The following is a 21,993-nucleotide window of genomic DNA, read 5'->3' on the forward strand; positions in this document are numbered from 1 at the left end:
CAACTCACTCGGTACTGGCTGGTTCGTGTAACTCGGTAAGTGCGGCACTGTCGTCCGGGTCGGCCTGCCCGGCATACAAGCCGTATTTCGCAATATATTGGACCACCCCGTCGGGCACGAGGTACCAGACAGGATTCCCGGCCGCGACGCGTGTCCTGCAATCAGTCGAGGAAATCGCCATGGCCGGCACTTCCAGGAGGCTGACGTCTTTCCTGCCCATTCCGTCGAGGACGTGCCCGGGACGGGTCACGCCAACGAAATGCGCCAGCGACCACAGTTCATCAATGTTCTTCCACGACAGGATCTGCGCCATGGCGTCCGCGCCGGTGATGAAGAAAAGGTCCGCATCGGGACGCAGCGTGCGGAGGTCACGCAGCGTGTCGATGGTGTACGTGGGACCGGGGCGGTCCACATCAACCCTGCTGACGGTGAACCGTGGGTTGGAAGCCGTGGCGATGACGGTCATGAGATACCGGTGCTCCGGTTCGCTGACCTTCTTGCTCATCTTCTGCCAGGGCTGGCCGGTGGGGACAAACACCACTTCGTCGAGGCCGAACTTGGCCGCAACTTCGCTGGCCGCGACAAGGTGACCGTGATGGATGGGATCAAATGTGCCACCCATCACACCTAAACGCAGGCGACGCTTGGCGCCGCGCCGCTTCAGGACCGCGGTGATGTTAGTGGCCTTGGCCGTGATCGTGCTTGTTCGGGTGCTGGCGGTGGGGATCCGAGTGCTCCTCGACGGCCTCATGCCGGTTGCCCAGGTTGCTGTAGGACAGCGTCACGAACATCAGAACGAGCATGATCGCAAAAATGGACACACCAAAGACCCACGGTTCGGCCCACAGCGGAGCCAGTTCTTCATGTTCGGCGACCGACGCGCCTACCTGCTGCAGCAGCATTTTCTCCCCTAAAGAGTTCACACAATGACGACGGCGGTACTTCCCGCCGTTCCGGACTTCTGTTCCATGTTACAGCGTTGCTAGCTGCGGACCTGGCCCTCGCCCTGCACTATCCACTTGGTGGTAGTGAGTTCAGTCAGGCCCATGGGACCGCGGGCGTGGAGCTTCTGGGTGGAAATTCCCACCTCGGCGCCCAGGCCAAGTTCCCCGCCGTCCGTAAACCTGGTGGAGGCGTTGACGATGACCGCCGCTGAGTCGATTTCGGAAATGAAGCGTTCGGCGTTCGCGAGGTCGTTGGTGATGATGGCCTCGGTGTGGCCGGTCGACCATTTACGGATGTGCTTCACGGCCTCATCGAGGTTGTCGACCATGCCCACCGCGAGGTCCAGGTCCATGTACTCGGTGGCCCAGTCCTCGTCCGTGGCCGGAACAGATTCCACGGAGGCAGGCAGCGCGGCGCGGACCCTCGCGTCCGCGTGCAGTGTCACGCCCGCTTTCCGAAGGGCGACGGCGACGGCGGGCAGGACGGTGGACCCGGAATGCACCAGGAGCGTCTCAACGGTGTTGCAGACGCTGGGCCGCTGGGTCTTGGCATTGAGGAGGATTTCCACGGCCATGTTTTCACTGGCGGATTCGTCAATGAAGATATGGACGTTGCCCTCGCCGGTCTCGATGACGGGTACGGACGAATTGTTGACCACGGTCTGGATCAGGTCCCTGCCGCCGCGGGGAATCAGGACGTCCACCCGGCCGCGGGCCCGCATCAGGACGTTGGCTCCTTCACGGCCGAACTGGTCCACGCTCTGGACTGCGTCCGCAGGCAGGCCCACTGAATCAAGAGCTTCGCGGAGGACCCGGATGAGGGCCTCATTGGTGGCAGCGGCGGCCGTGCCGCCTCGAAGGATCACCGCGTTGCCGCTTTTCAGCGCCAGCCCGGCAATGTCCACGGTCACGTTGGGACGGGCCTCGTAGATGGCGGCAACGACGCCCATGGGAACGTTGATCTGGCGCAGGCGCAGGCCGTTGGGGAGCGTCTGGCCTCGGACCACATTCCCCACGGGGTCCGGCAGGCCCGCAAGGTTCTCCAGCGCAGCGGTCAGGGCCTCGATGCGCGCCTCGTTCAGCGTCAGGCGGTCCAGCAGGGCAGCCGACGTTCCGTTGGCACGGCCCGCTTCCACGTCCTTGGCGTTGGCGGCCAGGATCTTCGTCTTGCTGGCGATCAGGGCGGCACCGATGGCGCGAAGGCCTTTGTCCTTCCAGGCACGGTTTGCGCGCGCCATCCGGCGGGCAGCGTGACGGGATCGATCAGCAATGGCGTGCACGGCAGCCTCGACGTCAGCCGGGGACAGCCGGGCATTTTCCGTCGCGGAAGATTCCTCCGCGGAGTCGTGGGATTTCTCGGCGGCTTGGTGGATCAGTGCCTCAGTCATCATTCAAGTCTAGGCGAATCAGCCCGCTAGACCAGAACCAGGTCATCAACGTGAACAACCTCACGGTCGAAGCCGCGGCCGAGTGACTCCCCCAGTTCCACCGTGGAACGTCCTAGCATTTGGGGCAGTTCGTCCGAGGAATAGTTGACCAGCCCGCGGGCGATGACCGTACCGTCCGGCGAAACCATTTCGACGGCGTCGCCCGATTCAAAGGTGCCGTCAACGGCTGTGATCCCGGCCGGGAGCAGCGAAAAGCGGTGGTCACGGACAGCCTTGACGGCGCCGTCGTCGAGAATCAGCCGGCCCTGCACGTGCGCAAGGTGGGCGAGCCACATCATGCGCACCGATTTGCGGCCGCTGTTGACGGAGAACCAGGTCCCCACGTCCTCGCCGTTCAAGGCTGCCGCGGCGTTGGCGGTGGACGTGACCAGTGCGGGGATTCCCGAATCGGCGGCCATGGTGGCGGCCTCCACTTTCGTCTGCATGCCGCCGGTTCCCACGCCTGCCTTGCCGGGCTTACCGATGTTGACGCCTTCAAGGTCCTGGGGGCCGTCAACCTGAGGGATCCGTTTGGCGCCCTTCGAGGGAGGCCCGTCATAGAGTGAGTCGACATCGGAGAGCAGCACCAGGGCGTCGGCCCGGACCAGGTGCGCCACGAGGGCGGACAGCCGGTCGTTGTCACCGAAACGGATCTTGTGCGTGGCCACGGTGTCGTTCTCGTTGACCACGGGCACAACGCCCAGGTTGAGGAGCCGGTTCAAGGCACGGAAAGCGTTCATGTGGTGGCTGCGCCGCATCAGGTCATCCGCGGTCAGCAGGACCTGGCTCACGGTTACGCCGTGGGCTGCGAAGGCATGCGTGTAGCGTGCCATGAGGAGTCCCTGGCCCACACTGGCGGCTGCCTGCTGGGTGGCGAGGTCCCGGGGACGCTTCACCAGGCCCAGCGGGGCCAGGCCTGCCGAGATGGCGCCCGAGGACACGAGGATGATCTCGGTTCCCTGGTTGCACTTGGCGGCCAGCGCATCGGACAGCTCGATCAGCGCCTCTTCGGAGATTCCACCCTTGATGCTGGTGAGCGACGACGATCCGACCTTGACCACGATGCGGCGCGCCCTGGCGAGCATGCTGCGGTCGTCGGTCCTGGGTTCCTCGATGACAATTGCGGAATTATCGGTCACGTGTGGGGATTCACTCCTCATTTTCGGTGGTCAGTCCGCTCTCCTGGAGCGGCCGTGCGGCACGGCGGCCGCTGACTGATTCGGTCCAGATCCCGGCCTTGCGTTCGGCTTCCAGCTCGGCCCGGGCCGCAGCCTTGGCGTCGCGGCGTTCCTGCTGCTCGTCGCGCTTCTGCCCGCGGGTGGGTCGGTCGCCGATATCGGCAAAGCGGACGTCAGTGCCACGCGGCGAGGCAAGCAGTTCGGCGCCGGCCATCATGGTGGGCTCCCAGTCGAAGACCACGCCGTCGTCTTCACCGATCACTACGGTGTCGCCGGGCTTCGCGCCCTGCTTGAACAGCTCGTTTTCAACGCCCAGCTTGGCCAGGCGGTCCGCGAGGTAGCCGATGGCTTCCTCGTTGGTGAAGTCGGTCTGCTTGACCCAGCGCACGGGCTTGTCGCCCAACACGCGGAACAGCGGCTCGAGGTTCTTTTCCTCGCGGCGGATCTTAAAGCCGGACTCGTTGACTGCGCGGGGGCGCAGCACGGGTGCGTGAACCTTGGGCGGTGTGGCGGCCACGGCGTCCCGGGCGGCCTTGACGATCTCCGCCATGGCGAAGCCAAGCTGGCGCAGGCCTTCATGGCTTGTGGCGGAGATCTCGAAGACGCGGTAGCCACGGGACTCAAGCTCGGGCCGGACGAATTCGGCCATGTCCTTGCCGTCCGGCAGGTCGACCTTGTTGAGCGCCACCAGGCGGGGCCGGTGGTTCAGCGGGATAACCTCGCCGTCGCTGCCGGCGAAGCTCATATCAACGGCGTATTTTTCGAGTTCGGCTTCGATGATGGCGAGATCCGAGAGCGGATCGCGGTCAGCTTCGAGCGTGCCGCAGTCCAAAACGTGCACCAACGCCGCGCAGCGTTCCACGTGCCGCAGGAAGTGGTGGCCCAGGCCCTTGCCCTCACTGGCTCCCTCGATGAGGCCGGGGACGTCTGCAATGGTGAAGCGGACATCGCCGGCCTGGACAACGCCCAGGTTGGGGATCAGCGTGGTGAAAGGATAATCGGCGATCTTGGGCCGTGCCGCAGACATGGCGGCAATCAGGCTGGACTTGCCGGCGGACGGGAAGCCCACCAAGGCGATGTCCGCAATGGACTTCAGTTCGAGGACGATGTCGCTGGATTCGCCTTCGATGCCGAGCAGCGCGAAGCCCGGGGCGCGGCGCTTCTGCGAGGACAGCGCGGCGTTGCCGAGCCCGCCAGGACCGCCGGCGGCAGCAATGAACTCGGTGCCTTCGCCGACCAGGTCGGCCAGGACACGGCCGTCCTTGGTCTTGACGACGGTGCCTTCAGGAACGGGAAGAATCAGGGTTTCGCCGTTTTTGCCGCCGCGCCAGTCGCCCATGCCGGGTCCGCCGTTGGTGGCGTGGCGGTGGGGGGCGTGGTGGTAGTCCAGAAGCGTGGTGGTCTGGGGGTCAACGCGCAGGATGACGTCGCCGCCGTCGCCGCCGTTGCCGCCGTCGGGACCGCCCAGGGGCTTGAACTTCTCGCGGTGGACGGAGACACAGCCGTGGCCGCCGCTACCGCCGGATACGTGCAGTACTACCCGGTCTACAAAGCTCGCCACGTGAATCTCCTCTGTGCTTAACCTGACCGTCTTGGACGCCCAAATTGATTGTAATGCGGTTAAAAGAACAGTGGAGGGGGCCATCATGGCCCGCTCCACCGGTTTAGATCTTGTTGTTACTCTGCAGCTGCAGCAGCAACGATGTTCACGACGCGACGTCCGCGGCGGGTGCCGAATTCGACGGCGCCGGGGGTCAGTGCGAACAGGGTGTCGTCGCCGCCACGGCCCACGCCGGCACCCGGGTGGAAGTGGGTGCCACGCTGGCGGACGATGATCTCGCCTGCGGAAACTACCTGGCCGCCGAAGCGCTTGACGCCGAGGTACTGGGCGTTGGAGTCACGACCGTTGCGAGTGGAGCTCGCGCCTTTTTTATGTGCCATTTGAAATGCCTGCCTTAAAAATTCTGGGGAATCTGCTGAAAACCTGAAAAGTAACGGAAGGTTACTTGATACCGGTGATCTTGACCTTGGTCAGTTCCTGACGGTGACCCTGGCGCTTCTTGTACCCGGTCTTGTTCTTGAACTTCTGGATGACGATCTTCGGACCACGAAGGTCCTGGAGGATCTCAGCCGTAACCGTTACCTTGGCCAGGTCCGCAGCGGCAGACGTGACTTTGTCACCGTCTACCAGGAGCAGTGCGGGCAACTCAATGGTGCTGCCGGCTCCACCGGGGACGCGGTTCAGGGTAACGAAGTCTCCAACGGAAACCTTCTCTTGGCGGCCGCCTGCGCGGACAATCGCGTACACCACTGGGGAACTCACTTCTCTCGACGTTTATTACTAGATTTGCGTGCGGAACCTGGGTCCAATTGTTTGGCCTGGCTCACGCTGTGCCTCAACGCCGGTGGATTCCCCGGGGGAACCCATGAGTTATCCCACGAACTATTCCGTTTGTCATTCCAAACCGAGCAATCCGGGGTCATAACCCAAGTGTTGGCGTAAGCACCGAAGATCTAGACTACGCTAATTTTGCCTTCGGCCGCAAATGAGGCTGGCTCCGGTGGTAGTACGTGATGGGCGCCACTCTGTGCAATACAGACTGCCGCTGCAACGACTTCCGGAACCGTGCCCCACTACCTTACCGGCTCTGGAACACTTTGCGGTTCAGCATGCACGCGCGGCGCGTCGAAAAAATCCACCTCGTAGCGGCATGACTGCCGGAAGGCCAGCCGCATGGCCTGCCGTTCCACTTCGGAGGCGGCCTGTGCGGCGTCGTCGGTGATTCGCACCGCTTCCCTGGTGGCGGCGGCGAATTCTTCGTCCGCGTACGTGCGAAGCCAGTCGGCGTAGGGATGGCCCGACGGCGACCCGGCCGCCTGGAACTGACCGTGCAAGGTGGCACCCACCTCGGCGTACAGCCAGAAGCACGGCAGCACGGCGGCCACGAGCACTCCGTAGCTTCCGGAAACAGATGAGGCCAGCAGGTGGTCCACGTAGGACTTGGTGACCGGTCCCAAGGCGGCGTCCACGGTCCGGGTGCTGAGCCACGTCCTGTGCAGTTCGGACTCGACTTCCAGGCATTGCTGGGCCGACCGCGCCCAGAAGAGCTGCTCGGCCTCGGTGGGGGCAATAGCGGCGGCACGGGACAAGACCCTGGAATAGCCGTTCAGGTAGATGGCGTCCTGGGCAAGGTAATACGCGAAGTGCTGCTCGGTAAGGGAGCCGTCGGCCAGGCCGCGGATGAAGTCCAGCCCGTAGATGTCGTCCAGGTCCGGCCCGGCGTCCTGCCGGAGCGCCGCTGCGAACTCTCCTGCAGCCAGCGCATCCTGGCCCTTCGGGGCCAGATGGTGGAAATGGTGTACCGGGCCGTTGCCCGTTCCCACCTCCAGTGCTTCGGCTTCCCGGAGCGCTCCCTGCAGCCACGGCTTCACTGCCCGCAGGGATGCCTCCCAATCCCCCAGCCTTGCCTGCGCGGTGGCCATGGCCGATGACAGGGAACAGCCGGTGCCGTGGCTGTTCCTGGTGTCGATCCGCGCGCCCGGGACCACCACAACGTCCTGGGCGAGCAGCCCTTCGGTGTTGACGAGGGCGTCGGGGCACGTGCCGCCGTCGAGGTGTCCGCCCTTGACAAGGACGGTGGTGCCGGCCTGCGCAGCGAGGCGTTTGCCCTGGGCGAGTGCCGCTTCCCAGTCGTTCGCCAGGGGTTCATGGAGCAACATCGCCAGTTCGGCCAGGTTCGGCGTGATGAGGTCGGCCAGGGGCAGCAGTTCGCGCAGTTCCTCCTCGGCAGCCTCCTGCAGGAGCCGGTCCCCGCTGGTGGCGACCATCACGGGGTCGAGAACCACGACGGCGGGACGGGCTTTCCCAAGCCAGCTGCGGACAGCGGCAATCACCGCAGAGTCGCCCAGCATGCCGATTTTGACGGCATCGATGCTGATGTCATCGCTAATGGCCTCGAGCTGCGCAGTCAGGAAGCCGGCCGGCGGAACGTGGACCGCCCGGACGCCGTGGGTGTTCTGTGCCGTCAGGGCGGTAATGGCAGCCATGCCGTATCCCCCGTTAGCGGCAATGCTCTTGAGGTCCGCCTGGATCCCCGCCCCGCCGGACGGGTCGGAGCCGGCGATGGCCAGCACCCTCGGGGTACTGCGCAAGGGGGCGCCGCCTCCTGGTGCGGGCGCTGCGGCGTTGGCAGGGGTGGGCAGGAATGATGAAGCCAAAGGAGACATCCCTTCGCCGGTGCTAACCGGACAGGTTCAACGGGTCTGGATCTCAGCCGGCCCTGTGCGCGGCACCCCGTGTCAGTCCCCTAGCCTAGCTTTTCCCTGCAACGAACTCGCGGGTACGGCCCGAAACCGGCGTATTGCTACGCCTGTTCCGGGCCGCACCCGCGGTGTCAGCTGGCCGGATCAGAGCCTGCCGGATCAGAGCTCCGAAGCCGGGACCCCCACGCCAAGGATGATCGGCTCGTTGGCCGGCGCTTTGGCGGGCGCGTCCTTCTTTGCCGGCTCAGGTGCCTTAGCTTCGTGGGTGTGCCCTGATGCGGCGACCGGGGCAGTCTCGTGGTGCTCCACGGACGTCTCGTTCGCTGCGCCCTGGGCACGGCTCGCGCTCCGGTTGCGGCGGGGACGGCGGGCCCGGCCCTGCACCGCAGTGTGGTCGGTGTAGTCGGCTTCAGGAGCCTGCGCCGCCTGTACCTGCGTCGCCGGCGTCTTAGCCGCCTGTACCTGGGCCGCCGGTGCCTGCGGTTCAACCGGTGATGCCGGCGCCTCAGCCGCGGCAGGTTCGCCAAGGTGGGCGAATGCCTCAGCCAGGCGGTCAAGGGTCAGGGCCGCTCCGGAGGCAGGAGCTTCCCCGGCATGCTCAACGAACGGCAGAGCCACTTTTTCGCCGCCGAACGTCAGGACAGCCGCCGGCCGCCCTGCAGCAGCCACCTCGGCTTCCGACACCTTAGCGGGCCGGGCCGTAGCGGGTGCAGACGGGGTGGCCTGCGTCGGACCCGACTTGGCCGGCGTCCCCGCTTGCCCGGAAAGTACCTGCCCGGCCGGGGCCTGGGCGCCCTGTGCCTGGGCCGCCAGTGCCTGGCCCACTGCCTGTGCTGCCGCGGCCGCGGCCGCAGGTGCTGCATGGCCTGCCTCGGCATCGTGCAGGTGGGCAGCATGCGCTGCCGCTGCGATGTTGGCCAACGCCACGCGTGTCGCTTCAGCCTTGGCATGGCGCTCGGCGTCCGTGGGCTCGTGGTGCACCGGAGCCGGCGTCAGCGGAGCAGCCTCGGAAGACGGCTGGCCGCCCTTGCCGCGGCGGCGGCTCTTACGCTCCGTACGGGGAGGCTGCTGGGCTTCCGTCCGCGGCACGTGGTGCTCGGCGGCCACAACGTTGGCGCGGCGGTGCTCCACGGGCTCGTCGTGGGTGACAATGCCGCGGCCGGCGCAAGCCTCGCACTGCTCGCCGAAGACTTCCAGGAGCCCGGTACCCATGCGCTTGCGGGTCATCTGCACGAGGCCCAGCGAGGTCACTTCAGCAACCTGGTGCTTGGTCCGGTCGCGTCCGAGGCACTCCACCATGCGGCGAAGCACGAGGTCGCGGTTGGATTCGAGCACCATGTCGATGAAGTCAATGACGATGATGCCGCCGATGTCGCGGAGCCGCAGCTGGCGCACCACTTCCTCGGCCGCTTCCAGGTTGTTCTTGGTAACGGTTTCCTCAAGGTTGCCGCCGCTGCCGGTGAACTTGCCGGTGTTGACGTCCACCACGGTCATGGCTTCGGTGCGGTCGATCACCAGGGAGCCGCCGGAAGGCAGGAAGACCTTGCGGTCCAGGGCTTTGTGGATCTGCTCGTCGATCCGCCAGGCCGCGAAGATGTCCGTGTCCTTGGTCCACTTTTCGAGCCGGCCCACCAGGTCCGGGGCCACATAGGTGACGTACGCCTCGATGGTGTCCCAGGCTTCCTCGCCGGAAACGATCAGCTTGGAGAAGTCCTCGTTGAAGACGTCGCGGACTACCTTGATGGTGAGGTCCGGTTCGCCGTAGAGAAGCTCCGGCGCAAGGATTTTGGTGGACGTGGCCTGGCCCTCGATGCCTTCCCACTGGGCGCGCAGGCGGTTGATGTCGTGCGTCAGCTCTTCCTCGGACGCGCCCTCGGCGGCCGTGCGGACAATCACGCCGGCATCTTCCGGAAGGCGGTCCTTGAGGATCCGCTTGAGGCGGTTGCGCTCGACGTCGGGCAGCTTGCGGGAGATCCCGGTCATGGAACCGCCGGGAACGTAGACGAGGTAGCGGCCGGGCAGGGAGATCTGGCTCGTGAGGCGGGCGCCCTTGTGGCCGACCGGGTCCTTGGTGACCTGGACCAGTACGGAGTCGCCGGACTTCAGCGCGTTCTCGATCCGGCGCTGCTTGCCCTCGAGGTTGACGGCGTCCCAGTTGACCTCGCCGGCGTACAGTACGGCGTTGCGGCCGCGTCCGATATCCACGAAAGCGGCTTCCATCGAGGGCAGGACGTTCTGGACCTTGCCCAGGTATACGTTGCCGATCAGGGAGTCCTGCTGGGTCTTCGAAACGAAGTGCTCGGCCAGGACGCCGTCTTCCAGGACGCCGATCTGGATTCTGTCGTCTCGCTGGCGGACGATCATCTGGCGGTCCACGGATTCACGGCGGGCCAGGAACTCCGCCTCGGTGATCACGGTACGGCGGCGGCCGGTGTCGCGTGATTCGCGGCGGCGCTGCTTCTTGGCCTCAAGCCGGGTGGAGCCCTTGACGGACGTGACGCGGTTGTTGACCGGCGCCTCGCTGATGGCCCGGGGCGCACGGACGCGGGTCACGGTGTTGGGCGGGTCGTCGTCTCCCCCGCCCGTGAGCTCGAGGTCCTGGTCGCCACGGCGGCGGCGGCGGCGACGGCGGGAGGTGACGCCGTCGTCCGCGGTAACGGTGGACTCCTCATCGGCGTCCTCGTCCCCGGCGGCGCCTTCGCCAGCCTCGGACTCGCTGGCAGCTTCCCGGTCAGTCACCCGGCTGCGGCCACGGCGTCCGCGGCTGCGACGGCGGCGCGAGCCGCCGGCGTCGACGTCCTCGCCTTCGTCCTCCGTGTCTTCTTCTTCGCTTTCCTTGGCCACGGCAGGCGCGGCTGCCGGGCGGACCACGGCGCTCAGATCCGGTGCCTGGAAAATCATGGAGGTGACGGCGCCAGGTTCGAGGAAGAGTGCACCGACGGGGCTGGCGGCTTCAGCCGCTGCAGGCTGCTCCGGCTCGGCAGCTACGGAAGCGGCGGATTCCTGGCCTGCGGCGGCCGCCTCTTCTTCTGTTGCTATCGGCTCTGTTGTTGCTACGGGTTCGGCAGCAGGCGCGGCCTCTTGGGCGGCGGCAGGCTCAGCGGCCGGCTGGACGTCGGCAGCTTTGACGGGGGCTTTGGCACGTGAGGCCCGGCGGCGGACGGGCTTTTCGACGACGGCGGCTTCTGCCGGCGCGTCTGCCTGCCCGGTTTCAACCTGCTCTGCTTCAACTTGATCCGCAGCAACCGTCGCCGACGCTTCATCGGCGAATACCGGAAGCGGCTCGGCAGGCTCCACCTTCTTGCGCGAACGGCTGCGGCGCGCCGGCGGCTTTTCCTCTGCAGCAGCTTCGGCAGCCGGGGTGTCTGCTGCCGGGGTCTCCGCCTGGGCTGGCTCCGATTCGACGGCTTCAGCCTTGGGGACAACTTTGCGCCGTGTCCGGACGGCGCGCTTGGGCGCTGGGGGCGCTACTGCCTCTTCGCTAGCAGCGGTTTCTTCATTAACGGCTTGAACCTGGTCATTATCCATATGTGGCGACACTCCTGCCCCTGACGCACCGCCACATCCGGCACCCATTGGGGCACATATTGTCAAAACCCGCAGGCGTTGACAGAAGTCAATTGGATACCCTCAGGTTCGCACCGGCAGTGGGGTGCGGCAGCCCTGGAGGGCCGGTAGCGTTGTTCTGAAACCCGTTGTTCTCAAAGCCACAACCAGGTGCCGTCCAATGGCATTGCAGGTAGTCCGGGATCTATCGTGGATCCGGAGCATGCCCTGCTCATCATTGGCGGTCTTACAAACAAGCCACCGGACTGAAATTCGAATGTGGATCGTATTCCAGCCAGCTTCATTCTCTCATACGCTCAGTCAATCAACGCGGAAGCGGCGCGATCCGACCCACGATCAGCGAGCGGCAGGGAGGAGTCTGTGGGGCCAGTCCAGCCTCCGGCGTTACAATCAGGGCGAGGAGCCCTCTAGAAAAAGGACGCGACATCCCATGCCCAGCATCTCCAATTCCATGCAGAACGACTTGGTGGACGGTGACCTCCGCGAGCGTTCAGCGGCCCGGGAAGGCTTGCCTCCCATGACCCGGGACAAACCGTTTGGCTGGCTGCTGGTCATCACCGGCGTCATTGGCTGGCTCGCCTCCGGCGCCCTGGTCCTGGAGAAGCTCGCAGTCCTCAAGGATCCGAACCATGTCACGGCCTGCGATATCAGTCCGTGGGTCTCCTGCGGAGCCGTCATGCAGACATGGCAGAGTTCCCTCTTCGGCTTTCCCAACATGTTTATCGGCATCGTGGCGTTCGCCGTCGTGATCACCACGGGCATGGCAGTTCTCTCCGGCGCCAAGTTTGCCCGCTGGTACTGGCTTGGCCTGCAGGCCGGCGTGACGCTGGGCTTTGCCTTCGTGGTGTGGCTGTGGTCGCAGGCGCTGTACTCCATCCACATCCTGTGCCCGTTCTGCATGGTGGTCTGGGCCGCGATGATTCCGCTCTTTGTGTGGACCACGGTCCGGAACATCGCACACGGCGTGATCAAGCTTCCGGCAGGCCCCGCGAAGATCGTCGGCGACTCCGGCTGGATCGTCACCGCCCTGCTGTACGTGGCCGTCATCGCCACGATCTTCTTCGCCTTCATCCAGGTGTTCGTCGGGACGTCCGGCTACTAACCCGGCTACTAACAAGCGCGAGCGTACAGTTGAGGCCCCCGTTTCTTCGGAAACGGGGGCCTCAACTGTACGCTCGCGCTTAGGCGGAGGGCTGTTAGTCCTGGAACCAGATCTTGATCTCGCGTTCGGCGGACTCCGCCGAATCGGAACCGTGCACCAGGTTCTGCTGGACCTTCAGGCCCCAGTCCCGGCCGAAGTCGCCGCGGATGGTGCCGGGTGCCGCCGTCGTCGGGTCGGTGGTGCCGGCGAGGGAACGGAAGCCCTCGATCACTCGGTGGCCTTCGAAGATGGCGGCGACAACTGGCCCGCTGAGCATGAACTCAACGAGAGGCTCGTAGAACGGCTTGCCCACGTGCTCCTCGTAGTGCTGCTCCAGCAGTTCGCGGTTGGCGTCGACCTTCTTGAGCTCGGTCAGGGTGTAGCCCTTGGCTTCAATCCGGCCAAGGATGGCGCCGGTCAGGTTGCGGGTCACGCCGTCGGGCTTGATCAGGACGAGGGTGCGCTCAATGCTCACAACTGCTCCAATGTGGTTGGGTGGGGGTTCGAAATTAGTTTAGTTGGTTTCGCCGTCAGGGTGGGCGGCTTCCCATTCGGCCTGTTCACGTTCGCGCTGGGCGGCCTCGCGGTCGATCCGGATGCCGGTCCTGATCCCGTACCACCAGGCAATGGCGAACAGGATCCCCACCACGAACATCATGGGTTCGATGAATCCGGTGAAAATCAGGACAAGCTGGAGGATCCAGCCCAGGGCAACACCCCACGGTTTGGACAGCACGGCGCAGGTGAACACCAGCACCAGGCTCAGGCCGATGCCCACGGAGAGGATTACAGCCGGCGGGAACTCGTCGCGGCGGAGGCCGAAGACCGCCAGCGTGGCGAAGAACGCAACAAACCCTTCGAGAACCAGGACCGTGGAGGCGAACATGACCTTGGTGGAGCGCCGCTTTTTGGGCATCCCCGGACGCCACTCACGCTGCGCTTTTGTAAGTCGGGCCATAGTCAGGCATCCGCCTTTCCGAGCAGGATCCGGGCTTCCGCCACGAGCGTGATGGAGCCGGTCACCAGGACGCCGCCGGCCAGGTCCTCATTGGCTTCAGCGTGCTCAACGGCCCATTCCAGGGCGTCGTCGAGCTTCTCGGCAACGTGGATGTTGTCCTCGCCGAAGCCCAGGTCCAGAGCGATTTCTGCGAGGTCCTCGGCCGGTACGGCGCGGGGCGAGTTGGACTGCGTGAAGCAGTATTCGGCCGCGAGGTCGCCCAGGGACTCCTTGAGCTGGCGGAGGATTTCCTCGGCGTCCTTCTCCTTGAGGACGCCCACCACAACTACGAGCTTGGTGAAGCTGAAGGCTTCGTGGATCGCCTCGGCCGAAACGCGGATGCCCTCGGGGTTGTGGGCGGCGTCGACGATGATGGTCGGGGCAGTCCGAAGCACCTCCAGGCGGCCCGGGGAACTAACCGAAGCAAACGCTTCCTGGAGGATTTCGGCGTCGAGCGCCTTTTCCCCGCCGAAGAAGGCCTCGAGCGCGGCAATGGCGACGGCGGCATTCTCCGCCTGGTGCGCTCCGTGCAGCGGCACCAGCAGTTCCTCATACCGTCCGGCCAGGCCCTGGATGGTCACCATCTGGCCGCCGACGGCGACGGTCCGGGACTCGACGCCGAACTCCACGCCTTCGAAGCGGTACGGGGCCCCCGCTTCCCGGGCCTTCTCAAGCAGCACCTGCGCGGCACCGACAGGCTGTGCGGCGCTGACCAGGAAGCCTCCCGGTTTGATGATGCCCGCCTTTTCGTAGGCAATCTCTTCAGTGGTCTCGCCGAGGAGGTCGGTGTGGTCCAGCGAAATGGGAGTCACCACCGCCACCTGGCCGTCGCCGACATTGGTGGCGTCCGTGATGCCGCCGAGGCCAACCTCCATGACGGCCACATTGACCGGCTGGTCGGCAAAAACGGCGAAGGCCAGGATGGTGAGGCACTCGAAGTACGTCAGCCGGGGCTGGCCCTCGGCCTCGAGTTCGCCGTCCACGATCTGCAGGTAGGGCCTGATCTCGTCCCAGATCCGGACGAAGGTCTCATCTGACACAGGTGCGCCGTCGACGCTGATCCGCTCGGTGACCTTGGACAGGTGCGGGCTGGTGTAGCGCCCGGTGCTCAGCCCGTGGGCCCGCAGCCCGGCTTCGATCATCCGGGCCGTGGACGTCTTGCCGTTGGTGCCGGTGACATGGATGATCGGGAACGCCTTGTTGGGCTCCCCCAGCACATCCATGGCCCGGAACAGCGGCGCGAGGCGGGGCTCCATTTTGTTTTCCGGCGCCCGGCCCAGCAGCTCGGCGTAGACGCTTTCTACGGAAAATTCGTCGGTCATTGTTTAGGCCTCTACTTTTTCTGCCGCGGTCTTGGCAACGGTGACCTGCGGTTCGTTGACGTCGGCCGCGACGGTGTCCAGCCGGACTGTCAGCGTCTCGGTCTTGACGAGCTCAGCGTTTGCCAGCAAGGCATCAACGACGTCCTGCTTCGCGGTGACGGTGGTGTGGATCCGGTCGCTGACGTTGAGTCCGGCGTCCTTGCGGGCCTGCTGGATGGCGCGGACCATGTCGCGGGCAGCACCTTCGGCTTCCAGTTCCGGCGTGACCTCGGTGTTGAGCACCACGAACCCGCCGCCGGGAAGGACGGCGGCAGCCCGCGATCCTTCGCCTTCCGCGGCTTCCGCAACGACGGTTTCCAGGGTGTATTCCTGCGCCTCGAGGGCCAGGCCGCCGGCGGTGACCACTCCTTCTTCGCTAACGGACCAGTCACCGGACTTGGAGCCCTTGATGGCCTGCTGGACGTTCTTCCCCAGGCGGGGGCCCGCGGCCCGGGCGTTCACCACGAGCTTCTGCTCGATGCCGAACTCCTCCGGGGAGGCGCTCTCGGCGTCCAACAGGCGGACGGAACGCAGGTTCAGTTCATCCGCGACGACGGCGGCGAAGCCTTCCAGCGCGTCCGCGCCGGGTGCCACCACAGTGAGTTCCTGCAGCGGCAGGCGGACACGGAGGTTCGCGGCCTTGCGCAGCGAGGATCCGGTGGAACAGATCTGCTGCACGCGGTCCATTGCTTCCACCAGCGACGGGTTGGCCGGGAAGAGTTCCGCGTCCGGCCAGTCGGCCAGGTGCACGGAGCGTCCGCCGGTGAGGCCCCGCCAGATCTCCTCGGAGACCAGCGGCAGCAGGGACGCGGCCACGCGGGAGACGGTTTCCAGCGCAGTGTAGAGCGCGTCGAAGGCATCGACGCTCTCGTCGAAGAAGCGCTGGCGGCTGCGGCGCACGTACCAGTTGGTGAGCATGTCCAGGTAGCTGCGCAGTTCGTCGCAGGCACCGGAGATGTCATAGCTGTCCAGCTGGGCGGTCACATTGCGGACCAGGTCACCGGTGTTGGCCATCAGGTACTGGTCAAGGGTGTCCGCGTAGCCGTCGTAGCGCAGCTTCGCGTCATAGCCGCGCCCGCCGTCGGCGGCGTTGGTGTACAGCGTGAAGAAGCTGTAGACGTTCCACAGCGGCAGGATGACCTGGCGGACGCCGTCGCGGATTCCCTGTTCGGTGACCACGAGGTTGCCGCCGCGCAGGATGGGGCTGGACATCAGGAACCAGCGCATGGCGTCGGAGCCGTCGCGGTCCAGGACCTCGGAGACGTCCGGGTAGTTGCGCAGGCTCTTGGACATCTTCTGCCCGTCCGAGCCCAGGACGATGCCGTGGCTGATGACATTGCGGAAGGCCGGCCGGTCGAACAGCGCGGTGGACAGAATGTGCAGCATGTAGAACCAGCCGCGGGTCTGGCCGATGTACTCGACGATGAAGTCCGCCGGGTTGTGGGTGTCGAACCACTCCTCGTTCTGGAACGGGTAGTGCACCTGGCCGTAGGGCATGGAGCCGGAGTCGAACCAGACGTCCAGGACGTCCTCGACGCGGCGCATCACGGACTGGCCCTCTTCGGGGGTCCGCGGGTCGTCCGGGTTCGGGCGCGTCAGTTCGTCGATGAACGGCCGGTGCAGGTCCACCTGGCCGGCCTTGTTCAGCGGAAGCCGGCCGAAGTCGGCTTCGATCTCGGCCAGGGAGCCGTAGACGTCGGTGCGCGGGTACTCGGGGTCGCTGGACTGCCACACCGGGATGGGGCTGCCCCAGTAGCGGTTCCGGCTGATGGACCAGTCGCGGGCGTTGGCGAGCCACTTGCCGAACTGGCCGTCCTTGACGTTCCCAGGGATCCAGTTGATGTCCTGGTTCAGCTCGGACATGCGGTCCTTGAACTTGGTGACCTCCACGTACCAGGAGGACACCGCGCGGTAGATCAGCGGGTTGCGGCAGCGCCAGCAGTGCGGGTAGCTGTGCTCGTAGCTGGCCTGGCGCACCAGGCGGCCCTGGGCGCGCAGCACCTGGGTGATGGGCTTGTTGGCATCGAACACCTGCAGGCCCACGATGTCGTGCAGGTCGCCGTGCGAGAAGAGCGGCAGGAACTTGGCGCCCTCGTCCACCGACAGCACCACGGGGATGCCGGCCTCTTCACAGACCTTCTGGTCGTCCTCGCCGTAGGCGGGCGCCTGGTGGACGATGCCCGTGCCGTCGGTGGTGGTGACGTAGTCGGCCACCAGGAAGCGCCAGGCGTTCTCGGTGCCGTACTTTTCGGCGTCGCTAAAGTCCTTCCACAGCGGCTGGTACTGCAGGCCGGCCAGCTCGGCGCCGGTGTAGGTGGCCGTGACCGCGGACTCGGCCGCCTCAACGCCGGCGGTGCCGTCGCCGTAGCCAAGGTCCTTGGCGTAAGCGCCCAGCAGGTCCGCCGCGAGCAGGAAGCTGCCCTCGACGGGGGCTTCGGCCGACGCCGCCTTGATGCCGTTGGGTCCGGCAGGCAGCACGGCGTACGTGATGGCCGGCCCGACGGCGAGCGCCAGGTTGGTGGGCAGCGTCCAGGGCGTGGTGGTCCAGGCGAGGGCCTGCACGCCGGCGAGCTGCTGTGACAGTCCGGACTCCCCCGCGGTGATGGGGAACGTGACCGTGACGGTCTGGTCCTGGCGGTTCTTGTAGACGTCGTCATCCATGCGCAGTTCATGGTTGGACAGCGGTGTCTCGTCCTTCCAGCAGTACGGCAGGACGCGGTAGCCGTTGTAGGTCAGGCCTTTTTCGTGCAGCTGCTTGAAAGCCCACAGCACCGACTCCATGTATTCGACGTTGAGCGTCTTGTAGTCGTTGTCGAAGTCCACCCAACGGGCCTGGCGGGTGACGTAGCTCTTCCACTCGTCGGCGTACTTCATGACGGAGGCGCGGCAGGCGTCGTTGAACTTGTCGATGCCCATGGCCTCGATCTGGGTTTTGTCTGTCATGCCCAGCTGCTTCATGGCTTCCAGCTCGGCGGGGAGCCCGTGGGTGTCCCAGCCGAAGCGGCGCTCCACGCGGCGGCCGCGCTGCGTCTGGTAGCGGCCCACCAGGTCCTTGGCGTAGCCGGTCAGCAGGTGGCCGTAGTGCGGCAGGCCGTTGGCGAAGGGAGGACCGTCATAGAAGACGAATTCGTTGCTGCCGGGCTGCCCGCCGGGGGCGTCAGCGCTGCGCTGGTCGATGCTCGCCTGGAAGGTGCCGTCCTGGTCCCAGTACTTGAGGATGCGTTCTTCGATCTCCGGGAACTTCACGGAGGCGGACACACCGGAGGTGTTGGAAGAAGAGTCGGTGGAGCCGGCGCCTGCGGCGGAGGCCTTGGGGTAATAAGTCATCTCGACATCCTGGGTTGAGCTAGTGAACAAGTGGATCATTCAGGATGCGAGGACGGCCCGTGCGCTGTTTTCCAACTGCACCGGTACCGCGGTACCACCTCACTTACCGTCGCCGGGCCCCTGCGAAAGGACAGAGCACCGGCGTCGGCCGCTCATTGCTGCTGTGACGGGCTTACCCGTCCGGTTCTACTGCCCCGGGTTCCTGCACGGCAGGGGTCCGAAGGTTCTTCCGGAAGCTCACCGGTGATGGCCGGGTCAACGCTGTTACCCGATTCTACCCAGAGTTGCCTTGGGTTGTGGTAGCCGGAAGGGTAATCCCGGGCACAAGCGGACGGTTCGACTGCATAGACTCGGAGCCATGACCATCCGCACCACAGCCTCCACGGGCTCCAGCCGCCGGCCACGACGCCGCCGGTCCGCCGCCTGGCCGGTGCTCTGCGTGCTGGCGTCAGTGCCGGTGGCGGCCCTGTCGGTGTTCCGCGCCATCCCGGCGGAATGGCCCACCATCGTTGTCCAGCTGCTGTCCTTCACACCGTGGCTGCTGGTTCCTGCCGGCGTCGCATTGCTCCTTGCCGTTGCGGGCCGGCGCAGGTGGCTGGTCTGGCTGACGGCGGTCGCGGCGGCGGCACAACTCCTGTGGCTGTTTCCGCTGGATTACGGCAGGAGCATTACGGACGCCGCAGCGCCCACGGTCCAACTCACGGCGATGAACATCAATTCGGAATTCGGCCAGGCGGACGCGGCGGAAATTGTCCGCCTGGTGCGGGAGAACGGCGTCGGGCTGCTGACCATCCAGGAACATACGCAGTCCCTGGAAGACGGGCTCACGGCTGCGGGGCTGCCGGAGTTGTTGCCGAACCGGCTCAGCGATCCTACAGACGACGCCGGCGGCAGCGCCATCTATTCAGCGCACCGTTTGGAGGCGGTTGGCGTCCTGCCCGACACACCGTTCCAGATGCCGGTTGTCCGGCTGACAATGGAAGGAACAGGAACGCCGGCCGTCCTCGAGGTGGCCAACGTCCACGCGCTTCCACCGGTGGACGTACGCGTGGACCAGTGGCGCAGCGACCTCGCGGCCCTGGCCCGGCTGGCTGCACGGCCCGGCAACCGGCTGCTGATCGGCGACTTCAACGCCACCTATGACCACAAGGAGTTCCGTGCGCTGCTCGACGGCGGCCCGGACGGCCGGAAGATGGTGGATGTGGGGACGGCCGCCGGAATGCGGCTCGTCCCCACGTGGCCGATGGAGGGGCAGCGGCTACCCGGCATCGCCATCGACCACCTCGTCACCAGCCCCGGCATCGCCAGTTCCGGATACGCGGTCCACCGCATATCCGGAACTGATCACGCCGCCGTCCTGGCCACGTTGGCCGTCCCCTCCGCAGGTTAGTTCAAGGTTTTCGGCTGGTCGAAGCTCCGCGGCAGCTTCATGCCGGCCTCAGCCATAACGTCACGGAGCCTGTCCGGGTAGTCGGTGATGATGCCGTCCACACCGGCGGCGATCAGCGAGCGCATGGTGGGCTTGTCGTCCACGGTCCACGGGATGACCTGCATGCCTGCAGCATGGGCGCGCTGCACCATGTCGGCCGTGACGTAGGCGACGTAGCCGGGATCTGTTACCGAGCCGTTCTGCGGGGAGCCGTGCACCGGGGAGATTGCGTCGAAGCCGAGATGAGATGCCGCATTGACGAGGTCTCCGCCGAAGTCGTCCGAATCAATGCCGCCGAGCCAGGGTGAGCTGCCCGGTTGCCCGGCCTGGAGGAAGTCCTTGTTTGTCAGCGCAACAGTGCGGATCTGCGGATCGCGCTGCTGTACAAGGCGCAGCGAACCCCAGTCGAAGCTCTGGATGGAAACCCTGTGCTGCATGTTGGCTGCTTTGATTTCCCGCAGGGCGACGTCCACGAACTGCTCCCGCGGCGCCGTTTGCTCCGGAGCGCCGGCTTCGACCTTGGTCTCGATGTTGAACTTCACCTGGCTGGCCCGGTAGGACTCCGCCAAGGCGAACACTTCGGAAAGGGTAGGCATCTGTGCACCTGGAGACGCGGCCTGGCCCGGGAACTGGGAAAGGGTGAGGCTGCCGCAGTCCAGGCTCCGGACCTGGGCAAACGTCAGATCCTTGACGTACTTGCCCACATACGGAAACTGCGGATCCCCTGCCTCGACGGGAGCCGTGTCCCGGCATTTGTTGGGGCTGATCTTGCGGTCGTGCGTAATGACTTCGCGGCCGTCCTTGGTGATCTGAAGGTCAAGCTCGAGCGTCGTAACGCCTGTCTCGAGGCCTTTGGCGAAGGAGGCAAGGGTGGACTCAACCGTGAGTCCGATGCCGCCCCGATGGGCCTCGAGGTCGAAGTGGTTGTCGCCCCCGTGGGGGTTGGTGTCTGCGGCCATGGCCTGGGACGGGAGGGCGATGAGCAGGGCTGCGCTGAGTACGGCAGCGCCAAGCGTCTTCGGGTGTTGCATGGTGTGGTCTCCACTCTGGTGGTGTGCAGGTGCACGTGCCACCGTCGCCGTCGAGCACCAACAACTGGTCACGGGCGCGGAACGCACAGACCAACCCGGGATGAACCTCCGGTGGCGGGAAGCCCCCTCACGCCGGGCTGCCCTGCCCTCCTTCCCCGGATCAGGCCTGCTTGCGGATCAGCTTGTAGTTGGCCGCCTGCGCCACCGGCCGGATCACGATCTGATCCAGGTTGACGTGGTGCGGCGCAGTGACTGCGTAGCGGACCACGTCGGCTACATCGTTGGCAGTGAGCGGCTTCTCCACGCCCTGGTAGACCTTTCCTGCGGCCTCCTGGTCGCCCAGCCTGTTGAGGGCGAACTCCTCGGTGTGCACCAAGCCCGGGGCAACTTCGATGACCCGGACGTTGTTCTCCACCTCTTCCAGCCGGAGTGCACCGGTCATGGCGTGCTGGGCGAACTTGGCGGCGTTGTAGCCGGCACCGCCCTCATAGGCGGCGAGTCCCGCCGTCGAGGTCAGGTTGAGGACTGTGCCCTCACCGTTCGCCCGCAGCATGGGAAGGAAGGCGCGGGTCAGTTTCATGGTGCCCAGGACGTTCACGTCGAACATCCATTCCCAGTCCTCGGTCTTGGCTTCGGCAATCCGGTCCGCGCCCCGTGCACCCCCGGCAATGTTGATCAGGGTGTCAATGCCGCCGGCCTTCGTCACCTCGGCCAGGAGCCTGTCCACGTCATCGTCGTCGGCGATGTCTGCCGGCACGGCCGTAGCTCCGGTGGCCTCGGCGAGCGCCGCAAGCCGGTCCGCCCGGCGGGCAACGGCGAAGACCGTCCAGCCCTCGGCCCGCAACGCGCGGACCGTCGCCTCGCCGATTCCCGTGCTTGCTCCCGTAACTACTGCTGCCTTTGTGCGCTTTTCCTCAGTCATGGCACCACCCTAACGTTGGAGGAAGTCCAGAAGCACACGGGCATGGTTGGTCTCAGGATCCCTGGCACCGTAGAGCAGGGTGACGCGCCCGTGCTTCACAGCCAACTCCTGCAGGGTGGCCACCGCCGGGTTGCTTTCGAGTTCCGCCTCGTACTGTTCGCGGAAGTCCGCGAAACGTTCCTTCATGTGGCCGAATTCGGTCCGCAGCGCAGTCGACGGCGCGACCTCCTTCAGCCAGAGGTCCAGCATGGCCCGTTCCTTGCTGATGCCGCGCGGCCAGAGCCGGTCCACCAGGACGCGGAAACCATCGTCGTCGGACGGGGCATCATAGATGCGTTTGGTCACCAGTTTGCGGTCTTCACTGTCCATACGGGGATGCTAATGCAGGGGCCCGCGCAAGCGAAGG

18 protein-coding genes and 1 riboswitch are annotated in these 21,993 nt (G+C 65.7%); of the genes, 2 read left to right on the forward strand and 16 right to left on the reverse strand.

Annotated features, from left to right (window positions below; genetic code table 11):
• Positions 1 to 4: 4 nt before the first annotated feature.
• From nadD to AC07YR_RS02490, 9 genes are all read right to left on the reverse strand, one after another.
• Entirely contained in the window at positions 5 to 622 is a 618-nt protein-coding gene (nadD, locus tag AC07YR_RS02450) for a nicotinate-nucleotide adenylyltransferase (protein WP_436057847.1), read from the reverse strand.
• A 55-nt stretch (positions 623 to 677) separates the two neighbouring features.
• The gene (locus AC07YR_RS02455; protein ID WP_011692229.1) at positions 678 to 902 is read right to left on the reverse strand and encodes a hypothetical protein; all 225 of its coding nucleotides are present in this window, start codon (positions 900 to 902) and stop codon (positions 678 to 680) included.
• An 80-nt stretch (positions 903 to 982) separates the two neighbouring features.
• Entirely contained in the window at positions 983 to 2,332 is a 1,350-nt protein-coding gene (locus AC07YR_RS02460; protein ID WP_494732916.1) for a glutamate-5-semialdehyde dehydrogenase, read from the reverse strand.
• Positions 2,333 to 2,358: 26 nt separating this feature from the next.
• A complete protein-coding gene (gene proB / locus AC07YR_RS02465) occupies positions 2,359 to 3,456 on the reverse strand; it encodes a glutamate 5-kinase (RefSeq protein ID WP_494733025.1) in 1,098 nt (365 codons plus the stop codon).
• Between the two features lie 64 nt (positions 3,457 to 3,520).
• Positions 3,521 to 5,110: a GTPase ObgE gene (obgE, locus tag AC07YR_RS02470; RefSeq protein ID WP_494732917.1), complete on the reverse strand. Its 1,590-nt coding sequence runs from the start codon at positions 5,108 to 5,110 to the stop codon at positions 3,521 to 3,523.
• A 116-nt stretch (positions 5,111 to 5,226) separates the two neighbouring features.
• Positions 5,227 to 5,490: a 50S ribosomal protein L27 gene (rpmA, locus tag AC07YR_RS02475; protein WP_009372867.1), complete on the reverse strand. Its 264-nt coding sequence runs from the start codon at positions 5,488 to 5,490 to the stop codon at positions 5,227 to 5,229.
• A 61-nt stretch (positions 5,491 to 5,551) separates the two neighbouring features.
• Entirely contained in the window at positions 5,552 to 5,860 is a 309-nt protein-coding gene (rplU, locus tag AC07YR_RS02480; protein WP_011692233.1) for a 50S ribosomal protein L21, read from the reverse strand.
• A 323-nt stretch (positions 5,861 to 6,183) separates the two neighbouring features.
• Positions 6,184 to 7,776: a bifunctional hydroxymethylpyrimidine kinase/phosphomethylpyrimidine kinase gene (locus AC07YR_RS02485; RefSeq protein ID WP_494732918.1), complete on the reverse strand. Its 1,593-nt coding sequence runs from the start codon at positions 7,774 to 7,776 to the stop codon at positions 6,184 to 6,186.
• Positions 7,759 to 7,856: riboswitch (TPP riboswitch) on the reverse strand. Its footprint overlaps the gene before it by 18 nt.
• Positions 7,857 to 7,971: 115 nt before the next feature.
• Positions 7,972 to 11,340 carry an Rne/Rng family ribonuclease gene (locus AC07YR_RS02490; RefSeq protein ID WP_494732919.1) on the reverse strand — a complete coding sequence of 1,123 codons (3,369 nt, stop codon included), beginning with the start codon at positions 11,338 to 11,340 and terminating at the stop codon, positions 7,972 to 7,974.
• A gap of 469 nt (positions 11,341 to 11,809) precedes the next feature.
• Between AC07YR_RS02490 and AC07YR_RS02495 the strand changes: the two genes are divergently transcribed.
• The gene (locus AC07YR_RS02495; protein ID WP_494732920.1) at positions 11,810 to 12,481 is read left to right on the forward strand and encodes a vitamin K epoxide reductase family protein; all 672 of its coding nucleotides are present in this window, start codon (positions 11,810 to 11,812) and stop codon (positions 12,479 to 12,481) included.
• 94 nt (positions 12,482 to 12,575) lie between these two features.
• On the opposite strand, the gene ndk is transcribed toward AC07YR_RS02495, so the two are convergent.
• The 4 genes from ndk to ileS are packed head-to-tail and all read right to left on the reverse strand — an operon-like array spanning position 12,576 to position 18,205.
• Positions 12,576 to 12,995: a nucleoside-diphosphate kinase gene (gene ndk / locus AC07YR_RS02500; protein WP_055803537.1), complete on the reverse strand. Its 420-nt coding sequence runs from the start codon at positions 12,993 to 12,995 to the stop codon at positions 12,576 to 12,578.
• 39 nt (positions 12,996 to 13,034) lie between these two features.
• Positions 13,035 to 13,478, reverse strand: coding sequence for a DUF4233 domain-containing protein (locus tag AC07YR_RS02505; RefSeq protein ID WP_494732921.1), 444 nt, complete (start codon positions 13,476 to 13,478; stop codon positions 13,035 to 13,037).
• Between the two features lie 2 nt (positions 13,479 to 13,480).
• Positions 13,481 to 14,839 (reverse strand): bifunctional folylpolyglutamate synthase/dihydrofolate synthase, encoded by a 1,359-nt coding sequence (locus AC07YR_RS02510; RefSeq protein ID WP_436057854.1) that lies wholly within the window; start codon positions 14,837 to 14,839, stop codon positions 13,481 to 13,483.
• A gap of 3 nt (positions 14,840 to 14,842) precedes the next feature.
• Entirely contained in the window at positions 14,843 to 18,205 is a 3,363-nt protein-coding gene (gene ileS, locus AC07YR_RS02515; protein WP_494732922.1) for an isoleucine--tRNA ligase, read from the reverse strand.
• A gap of 358 nt (positions 18,206 to 18,563) precedes the next feature.
• Here ileS and AC07YR_RS02520 point away from each other — a divergent pair, with 358 nt between their 5' ends.
• Positions 18,564 to 19,595: an endonuclease/exonuclease/phosphatase family protein gene (locus tag AC07YR_RS02520; RefSeq protein WP_494732923.1), complete on the forward strand. Its 1,032-nt coding sequence runs from the start codon at positions 18,564 to 18,566 to the stop codon at positions 19,593 to 19,595.
• On the opposite strand, the gene AC07YR_RS02525 is transcribed toward AC07YR_RS02520, so the two are convergent.
• From AC07YR_RS02525 to AC07YR_RS02535, 3 genes are all read right to left on the reverse strand, one after another.
• Positions 19,592 to 20,665, reverse strand: a complete 1,074-nt coding sequence (locus AC07YR_RS02525; RefSeq protein ID WP_436057857.1) for a glycerophosphodiester phosphodiesterase — start codon at positions 20,663 to 20,665, stop codon at positions 19,592 to 19,594. The genes AC07YR_RS02520 and AC07YR_RS02525 overlap by 4 nt on opposite strands.
• A 160-nt stretch (positions 20,666 to 20,825) precedes the next feature.
• Positions 20,826 to 21,587 (reverse strand): SDR family oxidoreductase, encoded by a 762-nt coding sequence (locus tag AC07YR_RS02530; RefSeq protein ID WP_436057858.1) that lies wholly within the window; start codon positions 21,585 to 21,587, stop codon positions 20,826 to 20,828.
• A 9-nt stretch (positions 21,588 to 21,596) separates the two neighbouring features.
• On the reverse strand, positions 21,597 to 21,956 hold the full coding sequence (locus AC07YR_RS02535) for a DUF488 domain-containing protein (RefSeq protein WP_494732924.1): 360 nt from the start codon (positions 21,954 to 21,956) through the stop codon (positions 21,597 to 21,599).
• Positions 21,957 to 21,993: the final 37 nt, after the last annotated feature.

It is taken from the genome of Arthrobacter sp. GW460-12-1-14-TSB2, assembly GCF_059423525.1.